This is a genomic window from Pseudomonas sp. DWP2-2 (assembly GCF_049897065.1).
In the GTDB taxonomy this organism is placed as follows: domain Bacteria; phylum Pseudomonadota; class Gammaproteobacteria; order Pseudomonadales; family Pseudomonadaceae; genus Aquipseudomonas; species Aquipseudomonas paracarnis.
In genome coordinates this window covers 107,177-126,804 of sequence record NZ_JAFCVN010000004.1, presented here as the reverse complement: position 1 = coordinate 126,804, position 19,628 = coordinate 107,177, and the positions used below count along the sequence as shown (strand labels likewise).

General features: G+C 61.5%; 19 protein-coding genes and 2 pseudogenes. 10 read left to right on the top strand and 11 right to left on the bottom strand.

The features are described 5' to 3' along the window. Positions 1-3: 3 nt before the first annotated feature. Positions 4-1,158 (bottom strand): MFS transporter, encoded by a 1,155-nt coding sequence (locus ACP7CZ_RS10940; protein WP_197900687.1) that lies wholly within the window; start codon positions 1,156-1,158, stop codon positions 4-6. A 241-nt stretch (positions 1,159-1,399) separates the two neighbouring features. Here ACP7CZ_RS10940 and sstT point away from each other — a divergent pair, with 241 nt between their 5' ends. Further along, a complete protein-coding gene (gene sstT / locus ACP7CZ_RS10935) occupies positions 1,400-2,620 on the top strand; it encodes a serine/threonine transporter SstT (protein ID WP_294165691.1) in 1,221 nt (406 codons plus the stop codon). Positions 2,621-2,688: 68 nt separating this feature from the next. Here the strand turns inward: sstT and ACP7CZ_RS10930 are convergent, their stop codons facing one another. Next, positions 2,689-3,198, bottom strand: a complete 510-nt coding sequence (locus ACP7CZ_RS10930; protein WP_294165690.1) for a DUF1993 domain-containing protein — start codon at positions 3,196-3,198, stop codon at positions 2,689-2,691. A 116-nt stretch (positions 3,199-3,314) separates the two neighbouring features. Here ACP7CZ_RS10930 and ACP7CZ_RS10925 point away from each other — a divergent pair, with 116 nt between their 5' ends. Further along, positions 3,315-3,965, top strand: coding sequence for a YceH family protein (locus tag ACP7CZ_RS10925; RefSeq protein WP_054898808.1), 651 nt, complete (start codon positions 3,315-3,317; stop codon positions 3,963-3,965). A 587-nt stretch (positions 3,966-4,552) separates the two neighbouring features. Here ACP7CZ_RS10925 and ACP7CZ_RS10920 read toward each other — a convergent pair. Next, complete coding sequence (locus ACP7CZ_RS10920) at positions 4,553-5,371, bottom strand: shikimate 5-dehydrogenase (protein ID WP_034125801.1); 819 nt, start codon at positions 5,369-5,371, stop codon at positions 4,553-4,555. A 165-nt stretch (positions 5,372-5,536) separates the two neighbouring features. Here ACP7CZ_RS10920 and ACP7CZ_RS10915 point away from each other — a divergent pair, with 165 nt between their 5' ends. The 3 genes from ACP7CZ_RS10915 (at position 5,537) to ACP7CZ_RS10905 (ending at position 6,604) form a co-directional block, all read left to right on the top strand. Next, positions 5,537-5,902, top strand: a complete 366-nt coding sequence (locus ACP7CZ_RS10915; protein ID WP_003190286.1) for a hypothetical protein — start codon at positions 5,537-5,539, stop codon at positions 5,900-5,902. Between the two features lie 233 nt (positions 5,903-6,135). After that, positions 6,136-6,330: a hypothetical protein gene (locus ACP7CZ_RS10910; RefSeq protein WP_003190284.1), complete on the top strand. Its 195-nt coding sequence runs from the start codon at positions 6,136-6,138 to the stop codon at positions 6,328-6,330. 91 nt (positions 6,331-6,421) lie between these two features. Continuing rightward, positions 6,422-6,604, top strand: coding sequence for a hypothetical protein (locus ACP7CZ_RS10905; RefSeq protein WP_034125803.1), 183 nt, complete (start codon positions 6,422-6,424; stop codon positions 6,602-6,604). A 3-nt stretch (positions 6,605-6,607) separates the two neighbouring features. Here ACP7CZ_RS10905 and ACP7CZ_RS10900 read toward each other — a convergent pair whose 3' ends face one another. Further along, positions 6,608-7,675 (bottom strand): AI-2E family transporter, encoded by a 1,068-nt coding sequence (locus ACP7CZ_RS10900; RefSeq protein ID WP_019818663.1) that lies wholly within the window; start codon positions 7,673-7,675, stop codon positions 6,608-6,610. A 172-nt stretch (positions 7,676-7,847) separates the two neighbouring features. Between ACP7CZ_RS10900 and yegQ the strand changes: the two genes are divergently transcribed. Beyond that, positions 7,848-9,161 carry a tRNA 5-hydroxyuridine modification protein YegQ gene (gene yegQ / locus ACP7CZ_RS10895; protein ID WP_072448711.1) on the top strand — a complete coding sequence of 438 codons (1,314 nt, stop codon included), beginning with the start codon at positions 7,848-7,850 and terminating at the stop codon, positions 9,159-9,161. Between the two features lie 22 nt (positions 9,162-9,183). Here the strand turns inward: yegQ and ACP7CZ_RS10890 are convergent, their stop codons facing one another. The 3 genes and pseudogenes from ACP7CZ_RS10890 to ACP7CZ_RS10880 all read right to left on the bottom strand — a co-directional run bounded on the left by ACP7CZ_RS10890 (position 9,184) and on the right by ACP7CZ_RS10880 (position 12,368). Continuing rightward, positions 9,184-9,939, bottom strand: a complete 756-nt coding sequence (locus tag ACP7CZ_RS10890; RefSeq protein ID WP_370004746.1) for a methyl-accepting chemotaxis protein — start codon at positions 9,937-9,939, stop codon at positions 9,184-9,186. Between the two features lie 102 nt (positions 9,940-10,041). After that, a pseudogene (locus tag ACP7CZ_RS10885) lies at positions 10,042-10,863 on the bottom strand (cache domain-containing protein); the annotation flags it as partial. 185 nt (positions 10,864-11,048) lie between these two features. Continuing rightward, the gene (locus ACP7CZ_RS10880; RefSeq protein ID WP_164919368.1) at positions 11,049-12,368 is read right to left on the bottom strand and encodes a Na+/H+ antiporter family protein; all 1,320 of its coding nucleotides are present in this window, start codon (positions 12,366-12,368) and stop codon (positions 11,049-11,051) included. Between the two features lie 229 nt (positions 12,369-12,597). Between ACP7CZ_RS10880 and ACP7CZ_RS10875 the strand changes: the two are divergent. Further along, positions 12,598-13,887: pseudogene (locus ACP7CZ_RS10875) on the top strand (HAMP domain-containing protein); the annotation flags it as partial. A 102-nt stretch (positions 13,888-13,989) separates the two neighbouring features. Further along, positions 13,990-14,745: a methyl-accepting chemotaxis protein gene (locus tag ACP7CZ_RS10870; protein WP_370694801.1), complete on the top strand. Its 756-nt coding sequence runs from the start codon at positions 13,990-13,992 to the stop codon at positions 14,743-14,745. Between the two features lie 257 nt (positions 14,746-15,002). Here the strand turns inward: ACP7CZ_RS10870 and ACP7CZ_RS10865 are convergent, their stop codons facing one another. From ACP7CZ_RS10865 to ACP7CZ_RS10850, 4 genes are read right to left on the bottom strand one after another with little or no spacing between them, the layout of a single operon-like run. Beyond that, complete coding sequence (locus ACP7CZ_RS10865; RefSeq protein WP_252950276.1) at positions 15,003-16,316, bottom strand: sensor histidine kinase; 1,314 nt, start codon at positions 16,314-16,316, stop codon at positions 15,003-15,005. Next, positions 16,313-16,981 carry a response regulator transcription factor gene (locus ACP7CZ_RS10860; protein ID WP_034125807.1) on the bottom strand — a complete coding sequence of 223 codons (669 nt, stop codon included), beginning with the start codon at positions 16,979-16,981 and terminating at the stop codon, positions 16,313-16,315. Before ACP7CZ_RS10860 ends, ACP7CZ_RS10865 begins: the two co-directional genes overlap by 4 nt. Further along, positions 16,981-17,292 carry a PepSY domain-containing protein gene (locus ACP7CZ_RS10855; protein WP_003190266.1) on the bottom strand — a complete coding sequence of 104 codons (312 nt, stop codon included), beginning with the start codon at positions 17,290-17,292 and terminating at the stop codon, positions 16,981-16,983. Before ACP7CZ_RS10855 ends, ACP7CZ_RS10860 begins: the two co-directional genes overlap by 1 nt. Beyond that, positions 17,292-17,594, bottom strand: a complete 303-nt coding sequence (locus ACP7CZ_RS10850; RefSeq protein ID WP_054898803.1) for a PepSY domain-containing protein — start codon at positions 17,592-17,594, stop codon at positions 17,292-17,294. The genes ACP7CZ_RS10855 and ACP7CZ_RS10850 overlap by 1 nt, the downstream gene beginning before the upstream one ends. 158 nt (positions 17,595-17,752) lie before the next feature. Between ACP7CZ_RS10850 and ACP7CZ_RS10845 the strand changes: the two genes are divergently transcribed. Further along, positions 17,753-18,832: a hypothetical protein gene (locus ACP7CZ_RS10845; RefSeq protein WP_054898802.1), complete on the top strand. Its 1,080-nt coding sequence runs from the start codon at positions 17,753-17,755 to the stop codon at positions 18,830-18,832. A 182-nt stretch (positions 18,833-19,014) separates the two neighbouring features. Then, complete coding sequence (queD, locus tag ACP7CZ_RS10840; protein ID WP_057976622.1) at positions 19,015-19,371, top strand: 6-carboxytetrahydropterin synthase QueD; 357 nt, start codon at positions 19,015-19,017, stop codon at positions 19,369-19,371. Positions 19,372-19,628 lie beyond the last annotated feature (257 nt).

Here is a 19,628-nt window from a genome sequence, read left to right as displayed (position 1 = left end):
CGCTCAGGCATTGAGCGCCGTGGGTTTGGCGGTCATCAGCCACAGTGCGAGCAGGATCGACACCAGGATAAACCCCGAAGCGGCAAACCCCAGGCTTCCCAGGCCCAGAGTGTCGATGACATGCCCGCCCACCATCGCGCCCAGGCCAATGCCGAGGTTGGCGCCGGCGATATTCAGCGACGCGGCAAACGCCGGTGCATGGGGCGCGGCCTTCATCAAGCGCACATGGCTGACCAGGAACATCGCCGCCTGGGTCACTCCCCACACCGCCATCGCCGCGGCCAGGCCGATGGCCGAGTGAATCGCCGGCACCACTGCCACCATGCCCGCGATCATGAACCCGCAGAACACCATGGACGCGATCAATGGGTGACAATCCACGGCGCGTCCGCCAAGGGAGTTGCCAATCAGCCCGACCGCGCCAAAGCCCATCAGGCACCAGCCCACCAACGTACCGTCGAACCCGGCCAGGCGCTCAAGGATATCTGCCAGGTAGGTATAGGCGGTGAACATGCCACTGAACACCAGGACCGACAGCAGGATATGCCCCTGCATCACTGGGCTGCGCAGGATCTTGAATTGCGAGCGCAAGCTGGCCTGCTGGTGCTTGGCCGCGGTAACCGGCAGGTAGACATACAGCAGCAATGCCTTGGCCAGGGCAATCACCGCGAGCACGGCGAACGCGGTGCGCCAGCCGAACATATCGGAAATCAGCGTGCCCACCGGAATACCAAATACGGTGGCGCAAACAATGCCAAAGCCGATTTTTTCAATCGCACGCCCGGCGAACTCAGGGCCGACAATGTCTACCGCCGTTTCGCTGGCCAGGGCCCAGAACACTGGCAAGCCCAAGGCGGGAATCAAACGGGCCATGGCCATCACCCAGATATTCGGCGCCAATGCCGCCACGGTATTGGCCGCTGCAAACATGATCAGGATGCTGATAAACAGGCGCTTGCGCGAAAAACGCGCGCAGTAGGCGGTGAGGAACGGGCCGAACGCGGCCACGGTGAACGCGAACAGCGTCACCAGCAGCCCCGCCTGGGACACGCTGACGTTCAGGTCCCGAGCAATCGACGGCAACAGGCCGACGATGACGAATTCTGTGGTCAGCACGGTAAAACCAGCGGCTGACAGCAGCAGGATAGGAAACAACATGAAAACTCCAGAAACGACGACATCAACGACAGCCCGAAGGGCCCGCTGACGGAGAGGAAAGATGAGAGGGGGGAATCTTAACAGAACATGTCTGGATTTGACCAAGCCCGACTGAAACGGGTGACGGAATGCCGCAGCAAACGAGACGTGTCCTACAGCATGCTAGACTTCGCGCCTACTTCCTACAGTACTTTCTGCCTGCAATGCTGTGCCCTACTAAAAAAACTAGAGACAACTCTTTATGACTGCTGCCCCTTCCCTGTTGCAACGTTTAATGCGCGTCAGCCTGGTCTCCCAAATTGTCATCGGCCTGATTGCCGGGATCGTGCTGGCCCTGCTGTTCCCCGAGGCCGCGCGCGCCACCGGTTTTATCGGCAAGGTGTTTGTCACGGCGCTGAAGGCTGTCGCGCCAATCCTGGTGTTTGTGCTGGTCATGGCCTCGATTGCCAACCATAAGCATGGCCAGGAAACCCATATCCGCCCGATCCTGTTCCTGTATCTGCTCGGCACCTTTGCCGCCGCCGTGGTTGCGGTGGTTGCCAGCATGATGTTTCCGTCGTTCCTGGTATTGGCTACCCATGACGCCACGGTGAGCGCTCCTGGGGGCATTGGCGAAGTGTTGCAAAGCCTGCTGCTCAGTGTGGTGGATAACCCGGTCAGTGCACTGATGAACGCCAACTTCATCGGCATCCTCGCCTGGGCCATCGGCATGGGCATCGCTATTCGCCATGCCGGTGAGACCACCCGTACGGTATTGGACGACTTGTCCAACGGCGTCACCCTGATCGTACGCGTGGTGATCCGCTTCGCCCCGCTGGGTATCTTCGGTCTTGTGGCCTCCACCCTCGCCACCTCTGGTTTCGACGCCCTGCTCGGCTATGCCCACCTGCTGGTCGTGCTGATCGGCTGCATGTTGTTCGTGGCACTGGTGATCAACCCGGCCATCGTGTTCTGGAAACTGCGTCGCAACCCTTACCCGCTGGTGCTGATGTGCCTGCGCGAAAGCGGCATCACCGCGTTTTTCACCCGCAGCTCGGCGGCGAACATTCCGGTCAACCTGGCGCTGAGCAAACGCCTGGGCCTGCATGAAGACACCTACTCGGTGTCGATCCCCCTCGGTGCCACCATCAACATGGCCGGCGCCGCCATCACTATCACCGTGCTGACCCTGGCGGCCGTGCACACCCTGGGCATTACCGTGGACATGCCGACCGCCGTGCTGCTCAGCGTGGTCGCTGCGGTGTGTGCCTGCGGTGCATCGGGGGTGGCGGGTGGTTCGCTGCTGTTGATTCCCCTGGCGTGCAGCCTGTTTGGCATCCCCAGTGAAATCGCCATGCAGGTAGTGGCCGTCGGTTTCATCATCGGCGTGCTGCAGGACTCGGCGGAAACCGCACTCAACTCGTCTACCGATGTGCTGTTTACCGCGGCGGCGTGTTTGGGCAAGGAAGAACAGGCCGCTTAACACAGCCCCATAAAAAAGCCCGGTGCCGTTCGCAGAGAACGGCACCGGGCTTTTTTGTGCTTGCGGGTTTAGAACGCGCCCATGTAATCGCGCTTGCCCACTTCCACACCGTTATGACGCAGCAGCGCATAAGCGGTGGTGACGTGGAAGAAGAACTGCGGCAGGCCGTAGGTCAGCAGGTAGGAATGGCCGCTGAAGCGCTTCTCTTTCGGGGTGCCTGGGCGCGTGACGATCTCGATGCCTTCCTTGCCGTCGATCTGCTCGGGCTTGATGGTGTCGACAAAGGCCAGGACCTTGGCGATCAACGCTTGCAGGTCGGCAAAGGTGACTTCGCTGTCTTCGTACTTCGGTACTTCGATCTCGGCCAGGCGTGCCGACACACCTTTGGCGAAGTCCACGGCGATCTGCACCTGGCGCACCAACGGGAACATGTCCGGGAACAGGCGCGCTTGCAGCAAGGCGTTGGGCTCGATGTTCTTGGCGCTGGCATGGGCTTCAGCTTTGTTCAGCACATCGCTGAGGGCGTTGAGCATTTGCTTGAAGACCGGGATGGAAGCGGCGTACAGGGAAATAGTCATGACAGTCTCACGGTAATGGCGGGGTTGGAACCAGCCGCGATTATAGCCATGCCTGGCGCTTGTCTTTTATTTTTTCAAGCTTAGGCTAAGGGGCTTCACTGCATAGGGAAAGCGCGATGACCGCCGAGCACGACACCGACACCCCTGAGCCGCGCCTGAACAGCACGGAAATCCGCATCCTGGGCTGCCTGATCGAAAAACAGGCGACCAACCCGGAAACCTACCCCCTCACCCTCAACGCCTTGGTGCTGGCCTGCAACCAGAAGACCAGCCGCGAGCCGGTGATGAACCTCAGCCAAGGCCAGGTCGGCCAGAGCCTGCGCGCGCTCGAAGGCCAAGGCTTCACGCGCCTGGTGATGGGCAGCCGCGCCGACCGCTGGGAGCACCGTGTGGACAAGGCCCTGGAACTGGTGCCGGCCCAGGTGATCCTGACCGGGCTGCTGTTCCTGCGGGGGCCGCAGACCGTCAACGAGTTGCTCACCCGCAGCGGGCGCATGCATGACTTTGAGGATGCCGAACAGGTTGTGCATCAGCTCGAACGCCTGATTGCACGAGGGCTGGCGCTTCTGGTGCCGCGTCAGGCGGGGCAGCGGGAAGACCGGTATACCCATGCACTAGGGGACCCGGCAGATATTGAAGCGATTATGACCGCACGGGGGAATCCGGTAGAGCGTAGCGCGGGGGCTGTTTCGGTGGAGCGGATTGAAGAGCTGGAAGCGCGGATTGCCGCACTGGAAGAACGGCTGGCGCAGCTGGAACAGGCATAACGCAGATAAACATGTGGGAGCTGGCTTGCCTGCGATAGCCATTGGTATCGACACAACTTTGTAGGTTGCAGCAGCCGACGGTAACTACGATGCGAAGCGAGCCGCTCTTGATCTTGCTCTGCTTTTGATCTTGCTCTGCTTTTGATCTTAGGCGCCCCGTTAAACCACGCTGGCCGAACGCAGGCTTTAATTCGTGGGTAACCCGGCAGGACGCCGGGTTAGCCGCCCCGCGCCATGGATGGCGCGTGGCGGCGGCCCACGGATTCAAGCCTGTGTTCGGGCACACCGAGCCTAGGCGAGGTGCCGAGTGGTGGGGCAAGAGCGCTTTGCTTACTTTCGCGCTTTTCGAAAGTGAGCCGCCGTCAGGGCGGAACCCTAAGTAGCCGTTACCGCAGGAATGGATATGTACTCGGTATTACGGCGTCGACTGTGAGGCCGTCTTCGCAGGCGAGCCAGCTCCCACAGTTGGATCGTGGGGTGTCAGGTAGATAGCCGTCGCCTGGCAGGCCGCCATCGCAGGCGAGCCAGCTCCCACAGTTGGATCGCGTGCGCGTCAGTTAGATCAGCGAATGGTTGTGCGTAAGGCTTCAGCTGCGGGCGAAGGCCACCGCTGCCTCGAACTGCTCCTGAGTAGGCCGCACGCCGGTATAAAGCACAAACTGCTCCAACGCCTGGATAGCGATCACCTCCAGCCCGGTAATCACCCGCTTGCCCTGGGCACGACCACGCACGATCAACGGCGTTTCCGCCGGGATCGCCACCACATCGAAGACCGTCTCAGCCTGATCGATTGCCTCGGCCTCAAACGCCAACGCATCCGCCTCGACCCCGCCGGTCATGCCGATGGGTGTCACGTTGATCAGCATCTGTGGCCGCAGGCTGCCCAGATCCGCCTGCCACTGATACCCCAGGTTCCTGGCCAATGCCTGGCCCGCCACCTCATTACGCGCCACGATCACGCCATTGGCGTACCCTCCGTCACGCAAGGCGCTGGCGACCGCCTTGGCCATACCGCCGCTGCCGCGCAGGGCGAAGCTGGAGTCCTTGGGCACCGCGTGTTTTTTCAGCAATTGCTCGATGGCGATGTAGTCGGTGTTGTAAGCCTTGAGGTGGCCGTTGGTGTTGACGATGGTGTTCAGGGAGTCGATGGCTTGAACCGAATCGTCGAGTTCGTCCATCAAGGCAATGGCGGCCTCCTTGAACGGCATGGACACCCCGCAACCCCGCACACCCAGGGCTCGGATACCGCCGATCGCGCCGGGTAAGTCCTGGCTGCTGAAGGCTTTATAGTAAAAATTCAGACCCAGCTGTTCATACAGGTGGTTATGAAAACGCAGGCCAAAGTTCCCAGGGCGCGCCGACAGCGACATGCACAGTTGGGTGTCCTTGTTGGGGTGCATCTGCATGGATAACTCCTTGAAGTAAGCAAATCGGTACAGACCTTACACAACCTTTACCCATTGGCCGTGCTGTTTTCTCGAAATACGTTGTCTTAAAAGTATCCCCGCGACAATCCTTGAGTCTATTGATTGCAGACCACAAGCGCAGGGGCTAACCGAGGAAAGACCATCATGCGTAAACTCCCCAGGATCGCCTTGCTTATCGGCGCACTCGCGATGGCCGGCCAAGCCTCCGCCCACGGTGGTGGTTGGGGTGGCCCGGCCGTGTTCGGTGCGCTTGTCGGCGCAGCGGTAGTCGGCTCTGTGGTTGCCAGCCAGCCGCGTGAGGTGTACGTGCAACAACCGGTGTATGTGCAGCCGCAGCCGGTGTATGCCGCGCCGCCGCCGGTCTACTACGCGCCACCGCCACCGGTGTATGTGCAACAGCAGGTTTACTATCGCCCGGCGCCCGTCTACTACGGCCCACCGCGCGGTTATTATGGGCCGCCTCGCGGCTATTACGGCCCGCCCCACGGCTACTACCGCCATGGTTGGTAAGTTTTAATCCGTTGACAGCCACAGGCCTCGCCCACACGCGGGGCCTTTTTTTGCCTGGGAAGTCTGGATTAATCCTGCCAGTGTCGCTGTGAGAACAACGTACGAGCAGCAATCCCACATGATAAGCGTCAAATATCCTCTTGATCGATGACGGGCTGCGCTGTCATGTTTGCGTCACAAAACAGTCGCACTATCGACCCAGTCCAACCAATAACAATTAAGGACGATTGACCATGCCCACACAAAACCCGCACCGCACCGCCGGCCTTTGCACCTCCAGCAAGGTCTACAGCGCCTTGACTGAACTCAAGCACCTTGAAGGCCATCGCAGCGCCAAGTTCCTGGCATTGCTGGCAGAAAACCTGGTGCGCAAGGGCCTGCTCAGTGAGCACGAAGTGGTGAACATGCTCGACCAGGTGGTGGACTAACGCCTGACGTTGATGTCGACTATCGAGCCAGGTGATTTTTCCCAGGCACCGGCAAACCGTAAGGTGACCTCCATAACGTTTGGAGGTACTTATGCCCACTATTCAAATCATGTCCGTCATCGGCAGCGCCGTCCCCGCCCCTCTGCGCAAACTGGGCTTGCTCGCCTGCTGGTACGTTGTGCGCGATGGCGAGCCGATCAGCGGCCCGCTCACTTCGTTATCCGATGCCGAGACACAGCGCCGAATGGCAACCGACTTCAGGCTCGAGGCCTGAAAGCTACGGCAATGGCAACTTGACCCGCGGCTTGGTTTCGACGAACAACGCCCAGCACGACATGAACAACGCTGCCACCAGCGGCCCGATCACAAAGCCGTTAAGGCCGAACACCGACAGGCCGCCCAAGGTCGAGATCAGGATCAGGTAGTCCGGCATCTTGGTGTCCTTGCCCACCAGGATCGGGCGCAGCACGTTGTCCACCAGGCCAATCACGAACACCCCGAACAGCCCCAGCACCACGCCCTGCCAGATCGAACCGCTCAACAGGAAATAAACCGCCACCGGCCCCCAGACCAGCCCGGCACCCACCGCAGGCAGTAGTGACAGGAACGCCATCAGCACGGCCCAGAGCAAGGCACTCGGGATGTCCAGGAACCAGAAGATCAAGCCTCCCAGCGCACCTTGGGTCACAGCCACCAGCACGTTGCCCTTGACCGTGGCGCGCACTACGCGGTTGAACTTGAGCTGCAGGCGACGCTTTTGCGGCTCGGCCAACGGTACTGCCGTGCGCACCTTGCGTACCAGTTCCGGGCCATCGCGCAGCAGGAAAAACAGCAGGTACAGCATGATGAAAAAGCTCACCAGGAAATCAAACGTACCCTGGCCGAAGCTGAACGCCTGAGAGGCAAAGAACTGACTGCCCTGCATCGCGCCCTTGACGACCTTTTCCCGCAGCCCTTCAAGGTTGCCCATGCCAAAACGGTCGAGCAACTGCTGGAAATACGGCGGTAAAACGTTCTTGAATTGCTCGATATAACCCGCTACGTCGAGTTTGCCGCTCTCGATGTTTTTGTAGAGCGTGGCCCCCTCTTGCACCAGCAAAGCACTGGTGATGATCACCGGCAGAATCGCGATCACCAGGCACACCATCAAGGTGGTCAGGGAGGTCAGGTTGCGGTTCCAGCTAAAACGTTGCTGCAGGCGGCGCTGCATCGGCGCAAAGATAATGCCCAGGATCACCGCCCAGAACACCGCACCGTAGAACGGCAGCAATATCCAGATAAAAGCCACGGTGACCAAGGCCAGTAGCAGCAACAGGGTTTTGAATTGCAGGTTGGTTTGATTCATGTCCGGTCCATGTCAGAAAAACAGGGCCGATGGCGGCCCTGTTGCTTAGTCCGCAGCCAAACGTGGGAGTGCCCTTGTTTATCGAACAAGCATAGATCGCGTTATTTAGACCTGGGTCAATATCCCGTTATCGCTCCAGCACTACCCTCGCGCCTTTTTGCGACCCACACCCATGCGCCCGATAACTGCCCCCGAACTGCTCGCTCCCGCTGGCACCCTGAAAAACATGCGCTACGCCTTCGCCTACGGGGCCGACGCGGTCTATGCCGGCCAACCGCGCTACAGCCTGCGGGTGCGCAATAACGAGTTCGACCACGCCAACCTGGCCCTCGGCATCCAGGAAGCCCATGACCTGGGCAAGCGCTTCTACGTGGTGGTGAACATTGCGCCGCACAACGCCAAGCTCAAGACCTTCCTCAAGGACCTGGCGCCCGTGATCGCCATGGGCCCGGATGCGCTGATCATGTCCGATCCTGGGCTGATCATGCTGGTGCGCCAGCACTTCCCGCAGATGCCCATCCACCTGTCGGTGCAGGCCAATACGGTGAATTGGGCCAGCGTGGCGTTCTGGCAGCAACAAGGCATTTGCAGGGTGATTCTGTCGCGGGAGCTGTCTCTGGAAGAGATTGGCGAAATCCGCCAGCAGGTGCCGACGATGGAGTTGGAGGTGTTTGTACATGGCGCCTTGTGCATGGCCTATTCCGGGCGGTGCCTGCTGTCGGGCTATATGAACAAACGCGATGCCAACCAGGGCACTTGCACCAATGCCTGCCGCTGGAAATACCAGGCCACGCCGGCCGTGGAGAATGCCACTGGCGATATCGTCCATGAATACCAACCCACATTGGGCATCGGCACGCCCACCGATCAGGTGTTCCTGCTACAAGAGGCCAATCGCCCCGATGACCCCATGCCTGCTTTCGAAGACGAACACGGCACCTACATCATGAACGCCAAGGACCTGCGCGCCGTGCAGCATGTGGAGCGCCTGGCACAGATGGGCTTGCATTCGTTGAAGATCGAAGGCCGCACCAAGTCCCACTTCTACTGCGCGCGCACCACCCAGGTGTACCGCCAGGCCATCGATGACGCAGTGGCCGGCCGGGCGTTTGACCGCGGCTTGATGACCAACCTCGAGTCCCTGGCCCAGCGTGGCTACACCGAAGGTTTCCTGCGCCGCCACGTGCACGATGAATACCAGAACTACCAGAACGGCAGCTCGGTTTCCGAGCGCCAGCAGTTTGTCGGGGAGCTGACCGGCGAGCGCCGTGGCGCGTTGGCCGAGGTGAAGGTGAAGAATCGCTTTGTGCTGGGCGACCACCTGGAGTTGATGACGCCCGCCGGCAATTTTCATTTTGACTTGCCGAGCCTGCATAACGCCAAGGGCGAAAGCATTGAGGTGGCGCCGGGGGACGGGCATACGGTGTATGTGCCGATTCCGGCGCAGATGGACCTGCGTTTTGGCCTGCTGATGCGCGACGTTTAAACCCTGCCGTGGGTTGGATGGATCAGATCCTGAACTGGCCTACCAACTGCCCGAGGCGCTGGCCCAGATCTGCCAGGCTGCGAGACGTCTGAGCGCCCAACTGGGTTTCGTCCGCCACGCTGTCCACCGCTACGGCAATCTGATGCACGCTGCGGTTGATCTCTTCCGCCACGGCGGTCTGCTCTTCCGCGGCGCTGGCAATCTGGGCGTTCATTGAGTTGATGGTGCCAATCAGTTGCGCCATGGTGTCCAGGGACGCGCCGGCCTGGTTGGCCTGGGCCGAGGTGCCGTCGCCGGCATCGCTGGAGCGGCGCATTGCGTCCACGGCCGCCTCGGTGCCTTTTTGCAGGCGATCGATCATGCCCTGGATTTCCTGGGTGCTGGTTTGGGTGCGACTGGCCAGGGCACGCACTTCATCGGCGACCACGGCAAAGCCACGCCCAGCCTCCCCGGCCCGTGCGGCCTCGATGGCAGCGTTGAGCGCCAGCAGGTTGGTTTGCTCGGCGATAGAGCGGATCACGCCGAGCACACTGACGATTGACGACACATCCTGCTGCAGGCTGTCCAGGGACACGCCGCTGCTGCGAATGTCGTTCACCAGCGCATGGATCTGCGCGATGCTGCCGTCCACCACCCGCTTGGCGGCCTGGCCTTCGGCGTCGGTCTGCTGCGCAGCGACGGCGGCGCCTTGGGCACTGCGTGCCACTTCGTGGGCCGCCGAGGACATCTGGTTGATCGCGGTGGCCACCTGGTCGGTCTCGTGGCGCTGGCGTTCCATGGCCTGCTCTGAGCGCTGGGCCTGGTCGGACACCTGGCTCACCAGCCCGGTGAGTTGGGCGGTCATGTCGGTGATCTGGCGCACCAGGCCGTGGATTTTATCGACAAAGCGGTTGAATGCACCGGCCAGATCGCCGAGTTCATCCTGGCTGGTAATGGCCAGGCGGCGCGTCAGGTCGCCTTCACCCGCGGCGATGTCATCGAGGTTGGCCTTCATCAGGTGCAGCGGGCGCAGGATGGTATTGGCCAGCAGCATGCCCACGGCGGCGATCACCAGCAACACCACCACGGCCACGCCGAGGATGCTCAACAGTACGCCTTGCATGCGCTTCTCGACTTTTGCCTGCACCACCGCCACTTGGGCGTCGATGCCATCGAGGTTCACCGAGGTGCCGATCACCATGTCCCACTTGGGCAGATACTCGGTATAGCCGAGCTTGGGCACCAGCTCGGTCTGGCCGGGCTGGGTCGAGCTGTATTGCAAGTAGTGGGTGCCGTCCTTGCCGACCTTGACCAGGTCGCGGTTGACGTAGACGCCGTTGGGGTCGCGGTTGTCCTTGAAGCTTTTGCCCACGCCGTCCGGGCTGTTGCCCTTGAACAGGCGGATGGTTTCGGAGTCGTAGCCGAAGAAATAGCCGTCTTTGCCGTAGCTGGTATTGGATAACAACTTGACCACCTGCGCCCGCGCCGCGCTGTCGCCGGGGGCTGCCGCGTCGTAGAGCGGCTTGATGGTGGTCATGGCCACCTCGACATAACTTTGCAGGGTGGCCTTGGCGTCGTTGAGCAGGCGCTGACGGGTTTCATCCACCTCGTTGCGGGCCTGGCCCTGCAGAATCCACACGGTGGTCAGGCTGATGACCACGGCAAACAACAACACCGGCACGACAGCAAGGGCCAGGACTTTGGCCTTCAAACTCAGACGCATGGCTTTTCTCTCTTGTTAGTGGCGACTTGAGAGGTTAACGGCCATGTGAGCGATTACTGTAGGAGCGAGCTTGTGTGGCGAGGCAGCTTGCTGCCGCTGGGGTGCGCAGCGCCCGCACGCTTTTTTGGGGCTGCTTCGCAGCCCAGCGGGAGCAAGCTCCCTCGCCACAGAGGTTCTCGCCTGGATCAGAGCGTCATCGCGGCCAGCCAGCCGAACGCCAGCAGCGGCAGGTTGTAGTGCAGGAAGGTCGGCACCACGGTGTCCCAGATATGGTGGTGCTGGCCGTCGATGTTCAGGCCGGAGGTGGGGCCGAGGGTGGAGTCCGAGGCAGGCGAACCGGCGTCGCCCAAGGCACCGGCGGTACCAACGATGCACACGATGGCCACCGGGCTGAAGCCCAACTGCACACACAGCGGCACGAAAATCGCCGCGAGGATCGGCACCGTGGAAAACGACGAGCCGATGCCCATGGTCACCAACAACCCCACCAGCAGCATCAACAACGCCCCGACGCCCCGGCTGTGGCCGATGAACGCCGCCGAAGTTTGCACCAGCGAGTTCACGTCACCGGTGGCCTTGAGCACTTCGGCAAAACCTGAGGACGCGATCATGATGAAGCCGATCATCGCCATCATTTTCATGCCTTCGGTGAACAGGTCATCGGTGTCGCGCCAGCGCACGATGCCCGACACCGAGAAGATCAGGAACCCGGCCAGGGCGCCGATGATCATCGAGTCCAACCACAGCTGGATGATGAACGCCGAGGCAATTGCCAGGCCGGCCACCAGCAGGGTCAGCGGGTTGTACTGCACCGCCACTTGCTCGACACGCTCGATTTTCTTCAGGTCGTACACACGCTTTTTGCGGTAGCTGATCAGCACCGCCACCAGCAGGCCGACCACCATGCCCAGCGCCGGCAGGCCCATGGCGTGGGTGACGTTGACCCCGCTGATATCCACCCCGCTCTTGGCGACGTTGGCCAGCAGGATCTGATTGAGGAAGATATTGCCAAAGCCCACCGGCAGAAACATGTACGGGGTGATCAGGCCGAAGGTCATCACGCAGGCGATCAGGCGACGGTCCAGTTGCAGCTTGGTCAGTACATACAGCAGCGGCGGTACCAGCAGCGGAATAAACGCAATGTGGATCGGCAAGATGTTCTGCGAGGCAATCGCCACCACCCACAACAGGCCGATCAGCAGCCATTTGACGTGGTTGCCACCGCTGGCGTCCTGGCGGTCCACCAGCAGCAAGGCTTTGTCCGCCAGCGCATGGGCCAGGCCGGACTTGGCAATCGCCACGGCGAAAGCACCGAGCAATGCGTAGGACAAGGCCACGGTTGCGCCGCCGCCCAGCCCGCCGTTGAAGGCCTTGAGCGTGGCCTCGATGCCTAGACCACCGGTCAAGCCACCCACCAGGGCGCCGACGATAATGGCGATGACCACATGCACGCGGGACAGGCTGAGTACCAGCATGGTGCCGACCGCGGCGATGACTGCGTTAATCATGGTTACCTCAAGCAGAAACAAAAAAGACAGGCATGCCCGCGCGCGGCCCATGGGAACAGCTGCCGGCGTGCAGGCTTGAAAGAGGTCTTATTAGAGGGCGCGCACTTTGCAGGAGCTGGGCTGTCATGTCAAAAACTGTGGTGAGACAAAGCCCTCTGCACAGATAAAGAAATACCGGCACTGGCCGATACGCTGTCTCTATGTGCTTTCAGGTAAGGATGTCCCGATGTCGCTCAGGCAGCTCTCCATTCAATGGAAAATCACCCTGCTGGCGGGCCTCTGCCTGCTGGGGATCGTGACCCTGCTGGTGGGTCTGTCGCTGTATCGCATGGCGCAGAGCTCGCAGCAGGTCAAGGCGTCCAGCATGCAGATGCTCGACGAAGCTGCCCAGTCGCGCATCGAGGCCCAAGGCGAAGTGCAAGCGCTGGGCATTCGCCAGCAGTTCATGGATGCTTACCAGTACGGCCATGGCTTTTCCCGCCAGGTGTTGTTTTTGCGCGAGCAGGCCGAGAAGCGCTTTCTCGATGCCTTCGACACCCGTGAAGACCTGACGCGCCAGGTCAAGGCCGCCCTGCAGGCCAACCCCGACCTGCTCGGCCTGTCCCTGGTGTTCGAAGCCAATGCGCTGGACGGCAAGGACGAACTGTTCGCCAACCAGGCGGAACTGGGCAGCAATGACAAAGGCCGTTTCGCGCTGTACTGGTCGCAACCGACGCCGGGGAAAATCACCTCGATGGCGCTGCCCGAGAGCGACATGGCCGACACCTCCATCGGCCCCAGCGGCGAAAAGGCCAACGCCTGGTTCACCTGCCCGCGCACGACTCTCAAGCCTTGTGTGATCGAGCCCTACTTCTATGTGATCGACGGCCAGAACGTGCTGATGACCAGCATCGTGTTCCCGCTGATGGTCAATGGCAAAGTCATCGCCTCGCTGTCGGTGGATATCAACCTCAACAGCCTGCAGGCGGTCAGCCAACAGGCCAGCCAGAAACTGTACGACGGCCAGACCCAGGTCAGCATCCTCAGCGCCACTGGCTTATTGGCTGGCTACAGCCCGGATGCCAGCAAACTCAGCCAACGCCTGGAGCAGGTCGACCCGGCCAGCGGCGCACAGCTGACCAGTGCCTTGGCCAGCAGTACCCAGACCCGCAGCCTGCGCACCGACCACCAACTCAAGGTACTGGCGCCTTTTGCGCCGATTCCCGGCGGTAAGGCGTGGGGCGTATTGCTGGATGTACCTGAAAAAGTCCTGGTCGCCCCCGCCGAAGCGCTGAAAAACCAGCTGGACGCCGACAACGCCAAAGGCACCCTGCTGGAACTGGGCCTGGGCCTGCTGGCCGCCGTGGTCGGCTTGATCCTGGTGTGGCTGATGGCACGCAGCGTGACCCGGCCAATCCTCGGCGTGGCGCACATGCTTGAGGATATCGCCAGCGGCGAAGGCGACCTGACCCGGCGCCTGGCCTATGCCAAACAGGACGAACTGGGCCAATTGGCCGGCTGGTTCAACCGTTTCCTCGACAAGCTGCAGCCGATCATTGCCGAGGTCAAACGCTCGGTGCAGGACGCTCGCGGCACCGCCGACCAGTCCGCCGCTATTGCCACGCAAACCAGCGCCGGCATGGAGCAGCAGTACCGTCAGGTGGATCAGGTGGCCACCGCATCCCACGAAATGAGCGCCACCGCCCAGGACGTGGCCCGCAGCGCCGCCCAGGCGGCCCAAGCCGCCCGAGATGCCGACCAGGCGACTCGCCAAGGCTTGACGGTTATCGACCGCACCACCGCCAACATTGGCGAGCTCGCCGCCGACATGAGCACCGCTATGACCCAAGTTGAAGGCTTGGCCGCCAACAGCGAACAGATCGGCTCGGTGCTCGAAGTGATTCGCGGCATCGCCGAGCAGACCAACCTGTTGGCGCTCAACGCCGCCATCGAAGCCGCTCGCGCCGGTGAAGCCGGCCGCGGTTTTGCCGTGGTCGCCGACGAAGTGCGCAACCTGGCACGGCGCACCCAGGAATCGGTGGAAGAAACCCGCCTGGTGATCGAACAATTGCAAACCGGTACCAGCGATGTGGTCGGTTCCATGGGCAACAGCTATCGCCAGGCCCAGGGCAGCGTCGAACAGGTCGGCCAGGCCGTCACCGCCTTGCGCCAGATTGGCGATGCGGTCACGGTGATCAGCGACATGAACCTGCAAATCGCCAGCGCCGCGGAAGAGCAAAGCGCCGTGGCCGAAGAGATCAACAGCAACGTGGCGACCATTCGCGATGTGACCGAATCGTTGTCGGAGCAGGCCAATGAATCGGCGCGGGTCAGCCAGGCGTTGAACAGCCTGGCGAACCAGCAGCAGGGGTTGATGGATCAGTTTCGGGTCTGAATGTAGCTAGGCTTTTCTGTGGGGGTCGGGCTTGCCCCAATGCCAGTCCGTTAAGGGCTTTTTGTAGGAGCGAGCTTGCTCGCGAAAAACTCACAGGCGCGGCGTTCATTCAGGATGCCCGCGTTATCGTTGACGTTTTTCGCGAGCAAGCTCGCTCCTACAGTAGGCGATGCAAACACCTCGGTATTTCAGGTAAACCGAGTCGATGCTATCGCAGGCAAGCCAGCTCCCACATTTTGAGCAGCGGTGTGCCAGTGTCAGCGGCGTGGCAACTGGATCAATACCTTGAGCCCACCCAGCTCACTCTCCTGCAGTTGCAACACCCCACCCCACACCTCAACAATGTCGCGCACGATCCCCAAACCCAGGCCATGGCCAACCCTTTGCTCATCCAGGCGTGCGCCACGGCTGAACACTTGGTCGCGCTGGGCCTCGGGAATGCCGGGGCCGTCGTCTTCCACCGCCAGCCGATAGCCCTGGGGCGTCTCGCTGACCCTCAGGCGTACCTCGGCGTCCGCCCATTTACAGGCGTTGTCCAACAGATTGCCCAGCAGTTCCAGCAAGTCTTCACGGTCCCAGGGCAGTTGCAGGCCCGGCGCCACCTGATAGCTGAGGTCCAGGTGTTCGCCGTGGATCATGCGCAGGGTGGCCAGTAAACCGGGCAGCTCTTGTTCACAGTCAAACAACGCGCCCGGCAAGGCATCGCCCGCCAGGCGCGCACGGTTGAGTTCACGGTTGAGGCGCTGCTGCACCTGCTCCAATTGCTCGCGCAGCAACTGGCTCAGTTGCGGATGATCCTTGAGGGCGTCACTGGAGGCGGCGCTCAACAACACTGCCAGCGGGGTTTTCAGCGCATGCCCCAGGTTGCCGAGGGCGTTGCGAGAGCGCTTGAGGCTGTCTTCGGTGTGCGCCAACAGGTGGTTGATCTGCGCCACCAGGGGCTCCAGCTCAAGCGGCACTTGGGTGTCGAGTTGCGAGCGTTGGCCTTGTTGCAGTTGGGCGATCTGGTTGCGTGCGGTCTCCAGGGGGCGCAGGGCACGGCGCACGGTGACCCGTTGCAGGATCAGCACCAACAGCAGCGCCGCCAGCCCCATCACCAGGCCGACCTGGCGCATCAGGCGAAAGCTTTCGCGCACAGGCGTGTAGTCCTGGGCCACGCTGATGGAAATCGATTGGCCGAAGCGCTTGTAGTCCGAGCGCAGCACCAACAGTTGCTGGCCTTCGGGCCCCAGTTGCAGGTTGCCCTTGAGCCCCGCCACCGCGAGCCGGGGCAGTTCCTGGTCCCACAATGAACGGGAGCGCCAATGCACATCGGCAAAGTCGATACGAAAGTAATGCCCGGAAAACGGCCGCTGGTACGCCGGCGACAGGCGTTGCTCATCCAACTGCACGCCGTTGGGCCCACGCACCAGCGCCACCAGCAGATTTTCGCTGTCGTTGCGCAAGCCCGCTTCAAGGTAGCGTTGCAAACCCGCCTCGAACAACCACAGGCTGGTTTGTGCCAGCACCACGCCGACAATCACCATCACGCTGATCAACCCCAGGCTCAAGCGCCGCTGGATCGACCTCATGCCGGGGTGGCGCCGAAACGGTAGCCCTGGCCACGCCGGGTCTCGATCACGCTGCGGCCCAATTTGCGCCTTAGATGGTTGACGTGCACCTCCAGCACATTGGAGTCGCGCTCGGTCTCGCCGTCATACAAGTGTTCGGCCAGGTGGCTTTTGGACAGGATCTGTTCGGGATGCAGCATGAAATAGCGCAACAAACGAAACTCGGCAGCCGTCAGCTGGATCTCGGCGCCGTCACGTAGCACGCACTGGCGCCCTTCATCCAGATGCAGGCCGGCAGCTTGCAGGGTGGGCTGGTTCGTCTGGCCATGGGAGCGGCGCAGCAGCGACTGGATGCGCAGGTACAGCTCTTCGGGGTGAAAGGGTTTGCTCAGGTAATCATCGGCGCCGGCCTTGAGCCCTTCGATACGCTCGGCCCAGGAATCGCGGGCCGTGAGGATCAGCACTGGTATGGCCAACGAGGCGGCGCGCCATTGCGCCAGCACTTCAAGCCCGGGTAAACCGGGCAGGCCAAGGTCAAGGATGATCAAGTCATACGGCTCGCTGCGTCCTTGATACACGGCGTCGCGGCCATCGGCCAGCCAGTCGACCGCGTAGCCCTGGCGCTGCAGGCCGGCCATCAGTTCGTCGGCCAGGGGCACGTTGTCTTCCACCAGGAGCAGGCGCATCAGTCTTCCTCATCTTTGATCAGGTCGCCATTGGTGGCATCCAGCTTGATCTCGCGCACCACGCCCTCGGTGGTCACCAGTTCCACTTCATAGGCGTATTGCCCGTGTTTCTTTTCCAGTTCGGCTTCCAGCAGCCGTGAGCCGGGGTATCGCGCCATGGCCTGCTGCAACAGCTGTTCCAATGGCAGGATGACGCCTTGTTGGCGCAGGGCCAGGGCTTCGTCCTGATTGAGGTCGCGGGCCGCGAGGCTGGAACAAAACACCATGAGCACCAGCGCCACGCGACTGCCGACGCGTAAATTTACCTTCATTACGTATCCTGATGATTCTTGAGAACCTGCCCGGTGAGCGCGTTCAATTCAACATCCCATTCAATGCCGTCGGTATCTCGTAGCTCGACTTCATAGACGTACTTGCCGTATTCCTCATCCAGATCGGTGTCCAGCAGCGTCGAACCAGGGTGAAGGGCCAGGGCCGTGGCTTCCAACTGATCGAAAGCGACAATTGTAACAGTGGCCGGCACGATCAGTGGCTTGTCGGGGTCCACGGCGGCGGCCGGGGTCGCCGTAACGAGGATGATAGCGGCGGCGCCCAGGGCAGTGAGGCGCTTCATGATAAGTCTCCGTTACATGATGTTTTCCTACATCGGCCACCGTACGCCCTGCAACTTAACTGAAACTGAATTGCCACCATGGCAATTCCAGTCAAGCCATTTTTCCCACTGCCTGCGAGATTTCCTATACTGCCCCGCTCGCCTCAACAGAGACCGGTATGACAGCCATCCATATCAAGTTCCCGGCCTTGACCCTCAAGGCCGGTAAACGCGCCATCACCCGCATCCGCGAGCAGGGCCTTGCGCCTGCCGACGTCGGTATCCTCCCCGGGGCGGCTGGCGGCCCCAAGGCCCTGGGTATCCAAGGGCTCGACCTGGCGCTGTTCGGTGATTGGTTGCCCCGTGCGCCGCGCGAGCGTGCGCTGATCGGCGCGTCCATTGGCTCCTGGCGGTTTGCCAGCGCCTGCCTGCCCGACCCGGTGCAAGGTTTGCTCGACCTGGGCCGGCTGTACAACGAGCAGCGCTTTGCCAAAGGCGTGACCATGGCGCAAGTCAGCCAGAGCTGCCAACGCATGCTCGACGACCTGCTGGCCGGGCGCGATGCGCGGGTGCTGGACAACCCCGACTATCGGCTGAACATCATGGTGGTCAAGAGCCACGGTTTGCTCGCCGATGACCACCGTGGGCGGCTGGGGCTGGGCCTGTCATCGGTGATTGCCGATAACCTGCGGGGCCGCGCACGGCTGTCGCGGCATTTCGAGCGGCTGATCATCCACGACCCGCGCCAGGCGCCCCCTGTACACCCCCTGAAGGATTTCCCCTCGCGCTTCCTCACCCTGGACGTGGGTAACCTGCGCCAGGCGTTGCTCGCGTCCGGCTCGATCCCCATGGTCATGCAAGGCGTGCGCGACCTGCCTGGGGCCGGGGCCGGCACCTACCGCGACGGCGGCCTGCTGGACTACCACCTCGACCTGCCCTACCACGGCGATGACATCGTGTTGTATCCGCATTTTACTGACCGGGTCATCCCCGGCTGGTTCGACAAGGGCCTGCCATGGCGGCGCAGCAACCAGCAAGGTTTGCAGGATGTATTACTGCTGGCGCCGTCCAGGGACTACCTGGCCCGCCTGCCCCACGGCAAGCTGCCAGACCGCAGCGACTTCAAGCGCTTTATGGGCGATGACCCTGGCCGTAACAAATATTGGCAAACTGCCATGAGCGAGAGCCAACGGCTGGGGGATGAGTTTTTGGCATTGGCGGATAACGGCAAGCTCGGCGACCGTTTGCTCGCCCTTTAAGTGTAGGAGCGAGCTTGCTCGCGAAGGTCGTCAACGATAACGCAGGGTGCCTGGATTAACGCGGCGCCCTTGGGTTTTTCGCGAGCAAGCTTGCTCCTACAACATGAGGGGCGGTATGCGCAGAGGTTGATCAAACTGTTAAACTCGCCGCCTGCCAGACACCTGACCGAGCTGAAAACACTGTGGAAATCTTCAAAGAGTTTACCTTCGAATCCGCCCATCGCCTGCCCCACGTACCGGAAGGCCACAAATGCGGGCGTCTGCACGGGCACTCGTTCAAGGTGGCCATCCACCTGAGCGGCGATCTGGATCCCCATACCGGCTGGATTCGCGACTTCTCGGAGATCAAGGCGATTTTCAAGCCGCTCTATGAACGCCTCGACCACAACTACCTCAATGACATTCCCGGCCTGGAAAACCCCACCAGCGAAGTGCTGGCCAAGTGGATCTGGAATGAACTGAAACTCTTGCTGCCGGAACTCAGTGCGATCCGTATCCACGAGACGTGCACCAGTGGGTGCATTTATCGCGGCGAGTAAGTGATCGAGTGTTGAAAAGACCACCTGCGGGGAATGTCACTGTGGCGAGGGAGCTTGCTCCCGCTGGGTCGCGAAGCGGCCCCAAAAGATGGGACTGCTACGCAGCCCAACGGGAGCAAGCTCCCTCGCCACAGGTCACTGTTTGTTCGCTCTAGCTCTTAATTGGCTGGCATTGCCAACTGTAGGTGTTTTTTTTCGAAGCGGCGGGCTGATCCATTAGGAAAACCCGCACAGACGCCGATCGACTGAGCCAGTTT

Excerpts from the sequence above, each read along its gene's own strand:
- ACP7CZ_RS10940 (WP_197900687.1), bottom strand. The coding sequence starts at position 1,158 with ATGTTGTTTCCTATCCTGCTGCTGTCAGCCGCTGGTTTTACCGTGCTG.
- sstT (WP_294165691.1), top strand. The coding sequence starts at position 1,400 with ATGACTGCTGCCCCTTCCCTGTTGCAACGTTTAATGCGCGTCAGCCTG.
- ACP7CZ_RS10930 (WP_294165690.1), bottom strand. The coding sequence starts at position 3,198 with ATGACTATTTCCCTGTACGCCGCTTCCATCCCGGTCTTCAAGCAAATG.
- ACP7CZ_RS10925 (WP_054898808.1), top strand. The coding sequence starts at position 3,315 with ATGACCGCCGAGCACGACACCGACACCCCTGAGCCGCGCCTGAACAGC.
- ACP7CZ_RS10920 (WP_034125801.1), bottom strand. The coding sequence starts at position 5,371 with ATGCAGATGCACCCCAACAAGGACACCCAACTGTGCATGTCGCTGTCG.
- ACP7CZ_RS10915 (WP_003190286.1), top strand. The coding sequence starts at position 5,537 with ATGCGTAAACTCCCCAGGATCGCCTTGCTTATCGGCGCACTCGCGATG.
- ACP7CZ_RS10910 (WP_003190284.1), top strand. The coding sequence starts at position 6,136 with ATGCCCACACAAAACCCGCACCGCACCGCCGGCCTTTGCACCTCCAGC.
- ACP7CZ_RS10905 (WP_034125803.1), top strand. The coding sequence starts at position 6,422 with ATGCCCACTATTCAAATCATGTCCGTCATCGGCAGCGCCGTCCCCGCC.
- ACP7CZ_RS10900 (WP_019818663.1), bottom strand. The coding sequence starts at position 7,675 with ATGAATCAAACCAACCTGCAATTCAAAACCCTGTTGCTGCTACTGGCC.
- yegQ (WP_072448711.1), top strand. The coding sequence starts at position 7,848 with ATGCGCCCGATAACTGCCCCCGAACTGCTCGCTCCCGCTGGCACCCTG.
- ACP7CZ_RS10890 (WP_370004746.1), bottom strand. The coding sequence starts at position 9,939 with ATGGAACGCCAGCGCCACGAGACCGACCAGGTGGCCACCGCGATCAAC.
- ACP7CZ_RS10870 (WP_370694801.1), top strand. The coding sequence starts at position 13,990 with ATGGAGCAGCAGTACCGTCAGGTGGATCAGGTGGCCACCGCATCCCAC.
- ACP7CZ_RS10865 (WP_252950276.1), bottom strand. The coding sequence starts at position 16,316 with ATGAGGTCGATCCAGCGGCGCTTGAGCCTGGGGTTGATCAGCGTGATG.
- ACP7CZ_RS10860 (WP_034125807.1), bottom strand. The coding sequence starts at position 16,981 with ATGCGCCTGCTCCTGGTGGAAGACAACGTGCCCCTGGCCGACGAACTG.
- ACP7CZ_RS10855 (WP_003190266.1), bottom strand. The coding sequence starts at position 17,292 with ATGAAGGTAAATTTACGCGTCGGCAGTCGCGTGGCGCTGGTGCTCATG.
- ACP7CZ_RS10850 (WP_054898803.1), bottom strand. The coding sequence starts at position 17,594 with ATGAAGCGCCTCACTGCCCTGGGCGCCGCCGCTATCATCCTCGTTACG.
- ACP7CZ_RS10845 (WP_054898802.1), top strand. The coding sequence starts at position 17,753 with ATGACAGCCATCCATATCAAGTTCCCGGCCTTGACCCTCAAGGCCGGT.